The sequence below is a fragment of the Methylobacterium sp. P3_A11 genome, assembly GCF_056403155.1.
This window is the reverse complement of sequence record NZ_JBFUGA010000064.1, coordinates 24607-33713: the sequence shown is the minus strand read 5'-3', so window position 1 is coordinate 33713 and position 9107 is coordinate 24607. Positions and strand designations below refer to the sequence as shown.

Sequence of the window (9107 nt, the reverse complement as noted above, 5' to 3'; positions counted from 1 at the left end):
GAGCCGGCGGTGCGATCGGACGCGGTCGCGAGACTGTCCGCGAGGCGACGTCCGGACCGGCCGCGGGAACGCGCGCCGAGCGCGGACGCCGCACCCGCGTCTCCGRCACGGTCGTGGCGGCGGGTGCGGCATCCGCCTCGGCCGGGGCCTGGAACATGGGCACGAGGCTCGGCAGGACGCGCCGAACCGGTGCCTCCGGCTCCTTCCGCTCCGGGCGGGGCGCCGGCGCCGGCGCCGGCCCCGCCCCCGCCATCGCGGCCTGCGCGAGTTCCGGCCACAGGGTCTTGTCCGGGTGCCGACGCGCATCGGCGGACGTCAGCGATGTGCGGGCCGAACGGGTCTGCTTGACTTCGACCATGAACGGTCGCGCGCTACGGCGCTTCATGTAAGTTGATCCTTGGAAGCATTCGAGCCCGCATGTCGGGGGCACGAACACGCCGAGGTTAAGCCTGATCTCGGCCCTTGTCCAGAAAGTCGAACACGTACTCGTTAAATTTTCTTGTAGTTGAGAGCGGCTCGCATCCTATCCGCGTGCGGCGCCGGGAAACAGAATTCGTGTTCGCGCGATCAGGCAGCCTGTGCGGAGGCGTGAACCCGGGTTCGTTGCTGTGCGGCGGGATGGGCCGCGTCGAACAGGGCGCGATAGAGCGCGGCGGGCGTCCGCGCCTGTCCGCCGCCATCCGTGATCGCGACGTCGGCCATGCCGGCTGCGATCAGACTCATGCCCTGGTCGAGGGCGGTCAGCACCGAGGCGTGCTGGTAGGCGAAGCGGCGCGCGGACAGGCGTGCGGTGACGGTGAAGTTCATGATGGCAATCCTGAAAGTCCGAGCCTCGGCGAGGATCGGACGGCAACGAGGCGCCCGGCGGACGCACGTGCTCGGGCGACGCCGCCACAGCAGCCGGCGTCCCGGCTTCGTCCCGCCCAATAAAGTTTTTGTCTTGACGAAAACTTGTCTAGACCGGAGGTCCTCCCAAAAACCCGCAATCGACGGCACGGCTGTGCCTTTGCCAGTCGGGGTGCGGTCCCGGTCCCGGTCCCAGTCGCGGCGCCGATCCGGGCAGGGCCAGGTACAGAAGGGGTCGCCGCGTCTCGGCCTCCCCAGGCGGGCCGCAGCCCTGGCGCCGCCGATGCGCGTCCGTCCGAGCTTTCGACGCAGGAGATCCGCCGCGATGCGGAGGGCTCCATGGGCAACGCGAACCACAACTCCAGGAAATTCGGCGCGCCTCCGTGCAATTTTTGCGTGCCGACCTCTACCGTGCGGGTCGCCTGTTACATTATGAATGCCGGGGCCAGTCCGAGCGCCGGAGCCCGACCTCCGATGGGATCCAAGTCACCCCCTCCCGATCGACACCCCGGGGCTGCGGCCTCGGAGGACGACCCGTTCGATCGCCGCGTGCCACCATCCGCGACGGGACGGCTCCTGCAGCGGATCGCCGAGGCCCTGCAGATCCCGGCGGCCGCCCTGTACACCCAAAGCGGCGGGGGGCGGAACGATGCGACCCCCGGCGAGGCGGAGACCGAGGCCCTGCTGCGGGCCTACCGGCGGATCGACGATCCGCAGCTACGCCGTCGCCTCCTGATCCTCACGCAGGGCCTGGCGGAGCGCGGCTGAGCGGGGCCGCCCGTGACAGGGCTGGCCCGCTGCGTGCTAACCTTCGGCTGATTTCAACGCGGAAGCGAGTCGGCATGCTGAACAGACGATCCTTCGTGGCTTTGTCGGGGGCCGCACTCGCCGCGCCCGCCCTCGCGCAGAGCCCGGCCTCCCGGGTCCTGAAGTTCATCCCGCAGGCCGACCTCACGGTGCTCGATCCGATCTGGACGACCGCCTACGTCACGCGGAACCACGGTCTCGCGGTGTTCGACACGCTCTACGGTACCGATGCCGCCTACGCGGCCCAGCCGCAGATGGTGGCGGGCCATACGGTCGAATCCGACGGCAAGCTCTGGCGCCTGACCCTTCGGCCGGGCCTGACCTTTCACGATGGCAGCCCGGTTCTCGGCCGCGACTGCGTGGCGAGCATCGCCCGCTGGGGCAAGCGCGACGCGATGGGCCAGACGCTCATGGCCTACACCGAGGAGCTTTCGGCCCCCGACGACCGGACCATCCAGTTCCGCCTGAAGAAGCCCTTCGCGCTCCTGCCGGAGGCCCTCGGCAAGGTCGGCTCCTCGATCTGCGCGATCATGCCGGAGCGGCTCGCCAAGACCGATCCGTTCACCCAGGTGACCGAGATGGTCGGTAGCGGCCCGTTCCGCTTCAAGGCGGACGAGCGGGTGGTCGGCGCCCGGGTCGTCTACGAGCGCTTCGACAAATACGTCCCCCGCGAGGACGGCACGCCGCAATGGACCTCGGGTCCGAAGCGCGCCTTCATCGACCGGGTCGAGTGGCATGTCATCCCCGATCAGGCCACCGCCGCCTCGGCCATGCAGACTGGCGAGATGGATTGGTGGGAGCAGCCGCCGGCCGATCTCGTGCCCACGCTCGGCGGGCTGACGACGCGGATCACCGACCCGACCGGCCTCATCGGCTGCCTGCGGATGAACCAGCTCCAGCCGCCCTTCGACAACCCGGCGATCCGGCAGGTGCTGCTGAAGGTCATCGACCAGACCGACTTCATGCAGGCGGTGACCGGCACCGACCCCAAACTGATCCATGTGCCGACCGGGTTCTTCTGCCCGGGCCTGCCCATGGCGAGCACTGTCGGGCTGGACGCCCTGACCGGCAAGCGCGACGACGCGGCCGCCAAGGCGGCGCTGGCGGCGGCGGGCTACAAGGGCGAAAAGGTGGTGCTGATGGGCGCCTCGGACTTCCCGAGCCTGAAGGCGCTCGCCGACGTGGCGGCCGACATGCTCACGCGCGCCGGCTTCAACGTCGACTACCAGATCATGGACTGGGGCTCGGTGGTGCAGCGGCGCGCCAAGAAGGACCCGGTCGCCCAGGGCGGGTGGAGCGCCTTCTGCACCTTCTGGGCCGGGCTCGACCAGGCCAACCCGGCGGTCAGCGCCTTCCTGCGCGGGACGGGGGCGAGCGCGGCGATCGGGTGGCCGACCAGCGCGGCGATCGAGGGGCTGCGCGATCAGTGGCTGGACGCCCCCGACACCGCCGCCCGGAAGAAGCTCGCAGACGCGCTTCAGCAGCAGGCCTTCACCGACCTGCCGTACCTGCCCCTCGGGCAATACTTCAACCAGACCTCGTTCAAGCCGTCCCTGACGGGCGTCCTCGACGGCGTGCCGGTGTTCTGGAACGTGAAGAAGGGCTGAGCGGGCCGGGCATCGGCACGCGGATTCATCCCGCGCGGCGCGGACGTCTCACGCGGCCGGGGGCCGAGCGGCGGCGTGCCGCTCGAAGGCCCTCTCCGTCGTCGCGTCCGCAGGGGCGACGGGTCGCCGATGCGGCGGCGGCCCGGCCGAAGCCCGGTCCGGGGATCGCCAGCGGCGTCCGGGCCTACGCTGGCGCCCCAACCGTCAAGGGATCCGGTCCTCCGAAGGCTCGGAAGCGCTTCCCAGGCGCGCCGGCTGCGGGTTAAGCAGGGGCGGCACAGGTCACCCCCAGAGATGACCAGCCCGCGAGGAAGCCCGAGATGACACGCCCTGTCCGCCGCCCATGTGGCTGCGGACGGTGCCGTCCGGCCCCGTGCGGGCTCGGCCGTGACCTGGATCGATCCGGACCCGCGCGGTCCGGCCGGAACCCATGACACGCCGCGAGGACAGGCCCCATGACAGGCTCCTTCGACGACACCGCCCTGGAACGCTCGGCGATGCGCCGGATCGGCTGGCGGCTCGTGCCGTTCCTGATCCTCGCGTACTTCGTCTCCTTCCTCGACCGCGTGAATGTCGGCTTCGCGGCGATCCAGATGAACCACGACGTCGGCCTGTCCGCGACGATGTTCGGCTGGGGCGCGGGGATCTTCTTCCTCGGCTACTTCCTGATGGAGATCCCCAGCAACCTGATGCTGGAGCGCTACGGGGCGCGGCTGTGGATCGCGCGGATCATGGCGACCTGGGGGCTGATCTCCGCCGCCATGGCCCTGGTCCAGGGGCCGTGGTCCTTCATCGGCCTGCGCTTCCTGCTCGGCGTGGCCGAGGCGGGCTTCTTCCCCGGCGTGATCCTCTACCTCACCTACTGGTTCCCCTCCGCCTACCGGGCGCGGATCGTCGGGATCTTCATGATCTCGATCCCGATCTCGTCCTTCCTCGGCTCGCCGATCTCCGGGGCGCTCCTCGGCCTGAACGGCTGGGGGCTGCGCGGCTGGCAATGGCTCTTCATCCTCGAGGGCCTGCCGGCGGTGCTGATGGCCTTCGCGGTGCTGTGGCTGCTCCCGGACGGCCCGCGGGATGCGGCCTGGCTGCCCGCGGACGAGCGGGACTGGCTGAAGCGACAGCTCCAGGCCGAGGCGGCGCGCAACACCCGGCGAGGCCAATCCGGGTCGCCCTCCATGTGGGAGGTGCTGCGCGACCGGCGGCTCGCCCTCTTCGCCGCCATCTATTTCGGCTCGACGGCGAGCAGTTACGGGCTGTCGTTCTGGACGCCGCAGATCGTCAAGAGCTTCGGCCTCGGCAATTTCGAGACCGGGCTCCTGAACAGCATCCCGTACGGATTCGCCTCGGTGGCCATGGTCCTCTGGGGCCGGCACAGCGACCGGACGGCCGAGCGGCGCTGGCACCTCGCCGTGGCGTTCCTGGTCCTGGCACTCGGCCTCGCGGCCGGCACGGTCCTCTCGGGGCTCGGCCCGGTCGTGGCGGCCCTGACGGTCGCGGCGGTGGGCGTCTACATGCTGAAAGGCCCCTTCTGGGCGCTGGCGACGGAACAGATGCCGCCCGCGGCGGCGGCGGCGAGCATCGCGGCCATCAACGCGGTCGGCAATCTCGGCGGCTTCCTCGGTCCCTACCTGATCGGCGCGATCAAGGACGGGACCGGCAGCTTCACCTTGAGCCTCCTGCCCCTGGTGGTGTTCGCCCTGCTCTCGGCCGGCCTGTCGCTCGTGCCGGGCCGCTCCGCCGGACCGGACCGCAGCGCGCATCGGCCTTCGGCGGTCTGACCGGGGGGCAAGGCGGCCCCCGCGGCCTCGGCGGCCGCACCTCCACCGCTGGTGCGGCCGCTGCAGGTCCCCCGAACGACACCGGGGCCGCTTCCTCTCGGAAGCGGCCCCGGCGGGCATCGTGCGGTCCCGGGCGAAGATCGCGGTCCTGTCGGACCCCGATCTTCGGACCCGTCGATCGGGTCTTAGTAGGATCCGAACTTGTAGTTTAGGCCGGCGCGGACGACGGCGAACTCGTCGGAGCGGCGGCCGACGCCGCTGTAGACGACCGGGAAGTTGTTGGCGGCGTTGACGACGAGCGCGCCCTGGCTGCGGGTGTTGCGGTCGAGGTTGACGTACAGGCCTTCGACCTTGAGCGTCACCGCCGAGGAGCGGAAGAAGTTCAGGAACGACTCGGTGGGCAGGGCGTACTCGATGCCGCCGCCGACGGCCCAGCCGGTGCGGAAGCTGTCGTTGCCGGCATAGCCGCCGAACGAGCGGTCGGCGCTGCCCGAGCCGTAGGCGAAGCCGCCGGTGCCGTACACGAGGGTGCGGTCGAAGGCGTAGCCGAGGCGGCCGCGCACGGTGCCGAAGAAGTCGAGGCTGGAGAGGCCGCGCGGATCGGTGACGTAGTAGCCGGGGGCCAGGGCGCCATTGATGAAGGCGCTGTTCCGGTTACGGCCGAAGTCGAGGTACTGGGCATCGGCCTCGACGCCGAACACGACGCCGGAGCCGGGCGTCAGCTGCCAGTTGTAGCCGACCTGACCACCGCCGGAGAAGCCGTCCTGGCTGCTGTTGCGGAAGGTGGCGACGGTGCCGGGGGCGGCGTAGGGGAACGGCACGCCGAAGCTGTTGCCGGTGGAGCGGCTGCTGGCGTCGAAGGCGTAGCCGGCGTTGATACCGAAGTAGGCGCCCGTCCAGGTGAACACCGGGACCGGGGTGAACACCGGMGGCGGAGCGGCCCGGCGCGGAAGGTCGGCGGCCGAAGCGGCGCCGGTGAGGAGGGCCGTGGCGGYGCTCGCGAGAAGAAGCTTCTTGATCATCTGGTCCTCTGTCTCCCGTTGTGCGGGATGTRTGCGRGGCGGACAGRACGKCAGGATGTGCGGGAGCGATAGTGCATCGTTGCAACAGCGCCGGCGGCCGTCCGGAACCGGCGGCCCGGAAGGTGCGCTGGAGCACATCATCGCAGCGTCTCGATTCAAGGATGGGGAACTATTTCGAGATTTCTGCCGCGCCTTACCGCCTCGACGATAAATATGTGCGACGCTGGCGTGTTAGTCTCCACCCGTACCCGTGTGCTCCATCCGGCCTGACGCCGGTTCGACAGACCCGCGATCCAGGTTGTTGCCTGTCCGCTCGGCCGCGATCAGGCCTGACGGTTCAGGGGGCTTCCGGGCGGTGACGCCCCGAGACGATCGGGTGTGGAACGCTGCATGGACCGATCGGACTGCGTTGGCGACGCGCCCCGCCGAGGCGAAGGATCCCCGGCCTCCGGCGCAGGCATCCGGCCGGCTGACGGCGGCCCGCTCCCGTGAGGACATCGTCGCGATCCTCCGCGAAACCGCCCGGGAAACCGCGGGCGCCGACGGGATCGCCATGGTCCTGCGGGAGGGTGACACCATGCTCTATGCCGCAGGGGATGCCATCGAGCCGCTGTGGCGCGGTCGTCGGTTTCCGGTGACGGAATGCGTTTCTGAGCGCGCGATGCTCGACGCCGAGACCATCGTCGTGTTGGACATCGAATGCGATCCCCGGGTTCCGGCCGCTCTCGACCGGCTGACCTCGATGCGCAGCCTCGTGATGATGCCGATCGGTTCGCCCGAGCCGGTGGCCGCCCTCGGCGCTTACGGGTGCGCCTCGGTCATACCCGACGGCGAGACCGTCCGACGGCTCGAACGGATGGCCCGGCACGCCGCAGTGGTCCTGGCACGGCTCGCTCAGGGCGGGTCGTAACGGCCAGGACCTCGTCCTGCGCCGGGCACCGGGATCGATCGGCCGCGCCAGCCGTTCCACGCCTCCCGCCCCGAAGTCCCAGACCACCCTCATGAAGCGCCTCACCCTCACAGGCATCTTTATCGCCCTGTTGCTGGCGATCGCGGCGATCGCGGCCACGTGGTCGACGGTTACGCCCGTGAACCCGGCGGTCGCGCCGGACACATCGGCCACCCCCAACCCCAGCGGCCAACGGAAATGAGTCCGCAGTAACGCCCGGCCCGTGAGACCGCCCGGATCCGCGAGCTTGCCGGGGGGCAGCGTCCAGACGGCCGGCCTGACCTCGCCGGCGTCGCGGAGGGCGGAGACCGGACCGGTCTGCCGCGACGCCGGGGTGGTTCCGCTGCGGCACCGCATGGTTAATCCCGCGCAGGTCGGCACGGGCGCCGGCTTGCTGCCCGTCGGCAACCGCAAGAGGCGTTAAAATCCGAAGCTTTTCTCTAAGTTTTCATTCGAAATTTACTTTATCTAAAGCCTTATTCGCTGCAGATGATCTGAACGTAAACCGTTTTCTGGAATTTGAATGATGAACGAAACGTCCGATGTGACATCCAAGACCTCGACCGTGATCACCGCCGAGCTTGTTGCCGCCTACGTGTCGAACAACCCGGTCCCGGCCGCCGAATTGCCGGCCCTGATCGCGCGGGTGCATGGCGCGATCAGCGGGCTCGTCGCCGGGTCGCTGACGGCGGAGTCCGGGACAGCATCCCCGGCCGATGTCGAGAAGCCGAGTGCGGCCCAGATCCGCAAGTCGGTCCGGCAGGACAATATCGTCAGCTTCATCGACGGCAAGACCTACAAGACGCTCAAGCGCCATCTGGCCAGCCACGGTCTCGACCCGCGCGGCTATCGTGACCGCTTCGGCCTCCCGGCCGATTACCCGATGGTCGCCCCGGGCTATGCCGAGCAGCGCTCCGCCCTCGCCAAGGCGATCGGCCTGGGCCAACCCGGCGCCATGGCGCGGCGCGGCGGCGCGAAACACTGACTCCCCGAGAGTCCGGCGCCGACCCGGCCGACTGGTCCCGGCTGCGGGGGCGACTCGTCGACCCGGATCGTCGAGGCGGCCCGTCCCGCTCGCTGGACCTTCAGGCCGGCGCGGCGGCTTGCCGCTTCGGCACGGCCGCCACGTCGGATCGACCTTCCACGGCCGGTCCGGATTGCGGCCGCGCACCGCTTGGGTGAGGCTCCTGACTTGCGCGGGTCCCCGGCCAGCCGCAGGCATAGCCCCGGGAGATCAGCCGCCCCTGCCGGGCGAAATGCTGCTCCATCGCGTCGAGATCGACGAGCGCATCGGCGATCGCCGCTACGAGCGCCGCCCACGCGTCGCCTTGGGCGTCCCGATGATAGGCGGCGGCGATCACCACCGCCTCCCTGAGACGAATCTCCGCAGGCGTCGCGTCAGGATCCGGGTGCATCGTGGCTCGAATCTATATAGAACATTACATGAACAAAGCGCATGCGCGCTGCGGGTTCAACCGCTGATGGGCCGTATTCTCGGATGGTGGTGGAACGCTGTGGATTGATCGAGAGAATCTCAATGCCGATGCGGCTTTACCGCTTCCACTGCACGGATGGCCATGAACTGGTGACCGACCCGCAAGGCAGCTGGTGGCCGAACGCGGCGCAGATGCACGCCAAGGCCGAACACGTCGCGCTTGCCCTGATGGAGCGGATCGTGGAGCGGTTCGACTGGTCGAGCTGGCAGGTCGAGGTCTACGACGCCAAGGGGCGGCGGGTATGGATCCGGGCTTTCCCGGATGTGAACGTCGAGAGGCGGGCCGCTTGAGGCGAGCGGCCCCGCAGAAGGAGAAGCAGATGGCCTTCAAGCCGAAATCCGCCGCGGAGACCAAGGCGCGGGATCTGGGGCTCGCCCTCGCTCGGATCGCCGAAGGCGCGGGCCTGCCGGCGAGCATCGGAGTCGACCGGTTGCGGCAGGCGAGTCCCCGGCTGACGCCGTTGGCCATCGGCCAGATGGTTCGGCGGGAGCGGGACACAGTCGTGGCGACCCTGGCCGAGCGCGGCTTGGCGCTCGTCGCGTATGCCGATCAGGGGCCGGGGCGCGGGATGGAATTCATCGTCGACGCGGCCGCTTGAGCGG

The 9107-nt window shown here is 69.7% G+C and carries 11 protein-coding genes and 1 pseudogene; 8 read left to right on the top strand and 4 right to left on the bottom strand.

The genetic code is table 11. The annotated features are described in order from the left end of the window. Both AC1DXK_RS19630 and AC1DXK_RS19625 read right to left on the bottom strand, forming a co-directional pair. Nucleotides 1-385 (bottom strand): annotated as a pseudogene (locus tag AC1DXK_RS19630) (hypothetical protein); the annotation flags it as partial. A gap of 182 nt (nt 386-567) precedes the next feature. Continuing rightward, nucleotides 568-807, bottom strand: coding sequence for a hypothetical protein (locus AC1DXK_RS19625; protein ID WP_457106950.1), 240 nt, complete (start codon nt 805-807; stop codon nt 568-570). 588 nt (nt 808-1395) lie between these two features. Here AC1DXK_RS19625 and AC1DXK_RS19620 point away from each other — a divergent pair. The 3 genes from AC1DXK_RS19620 (at nt 1396) to AC1DXK_RS19610 (ending at nt 5038) form a co-directional block, all read left to right on the top strand. After that, nucleotides 1396-1614 carry a hypothetical protein gene (locus AC1DXK_RS19620; protein WP_457106951.1) on the top strand — a complete coding sequence of 73 codons (219 nt, stop codon included), beginning with the start codon at nt 1396-1398 and terminating at the stop codon, nt 1612-1614. A 74-nt stretch (nt 1615-1688) separates the two neighbouring features. Further along, nucleotides 1689-3260 (top strand): ABC transporter substrate-binding protein, encoded by a 1572-nt coding sequence (locus AC1DXK_RS19615; RefSeq protein ID WP_457106952.1) that lies wholly within the window; start codon nt 1689-1691, stop codon nt 3258-3260. Between the two features lie 455 nt (nt 3261-3715). Then, nucleotides 3716-5038: an MFS transporter gene (locus AC1DXK_RS19610; protein ID WP_457106953.1), complete on the top strand. Its 1323-nt coding sequence runs from the start codon at nt 3716-3718 to the stop codon at nt 5036-5038. A gap of 185 nt (nt 5039-5223) precedes the next feature. Here the strand turns inward: AC1DXK_RS19610 and AC1DXK_RS19605 are convergent, their stop codons facing one another. After that, complete coding sequence (locus AC1DXK_RS19605) at nt 5224-6060, bottom strand: outer membrane protein (RefSeq protein WP_477298737.1); 837 nt, start codon at nt 6058-6060, stop codon at nt 5224-5226. Between the two features lie 409 nt (nt 6061-6469). Here AC1DXK_RS19605 and AC1DXK_RS19600 point away from each other — a divergent pair, with 409 nt between their 5' ends. The 3 genes from AC1DXK_RS19600 (at nt 6470) to AC1DXK_RS19590 (ending at nt 7994) form a co-directional block, all read left to right on the top strand. After that, nucleotides 6470-6970 carry a GAF domain-containing protein gene (locus tag AC1DXK_RS19600; RefSeq protein ID WP_457108250.1) on the top strand — a complete coding sequence of 167 codons (501 nt, stop codon included), beginning with the start codon at nt 6470-6472 and terminating at the stop codon, nt 6968-6970. A gap of 91 nt (nt 6971-7061) precedes the next feature. Further along, the gene (locus AC1DXK_RS19595; protein ID WP_457108249.1) at nt 7062-7211 is read left to right on the top strand and encodes a hypothetical protein; all 150 of its coding nucleotides are present in this window, start codon (nt 7062-7064) and stop codon (nt 7209-7211) included. A 324-nt stretch (nt 7212-7535) separates the two neighbouring features. Further along, entirely contained in the window at nt 7536-7994 is a 459-nt protein-coding gene (locus tag AC1DXK_RS19590; protein ID WP_457108252.1) for a Ros/MucR family transcriptional regulator, read from the top strand. 100 nt (nt 7995-8094) lie between these two features. Here the strand turns inward: AC1DXK_RS19590 and AC1DXK_RS19585 are convergent, their stop codons facing one another. Beyond that, the gene (locus AC1DXK_RS19585) at nt 8095-8370 is read right to left on the bottom strand and encodes a hypothetical protein (protein WP_457108248.1); all 276 of its coding nucleotides are present in this window, start codon (nt 8368-8370) and stop codon (nt 8095-8097) included. A gap of 176 nt (nt 8371-8546) precedes the next feature. Here AC1DXK_RS19585 and AC1DXK_RS19580 point away from each other — a divergent pair, with 176 nt between their 5' ends. Then, nucleotides 8547-8795: a DUF6894 family protein gene (locus tag AC1DXK_RS19580; protein WP_457108247.1), complete on the top strand. Its 249-nt coding sequence runs from the start codon at nt 8547-8549 to the stop codon at nt 8793-8795. A gap of 29 nt (nt 8796-8824) precedes the next feature. Then, nucleotides 8825-9103, top strand: coding sequence for an adenylosuccinate synthase (locus AC1DXK_RS19575; protein WP_477298734.1), 279 nt, complete (start codon nt 8825-8827; stop codon nt 9101-9103). Nucleotides 9104-9107: the final 4 nt, after the last annotated feature.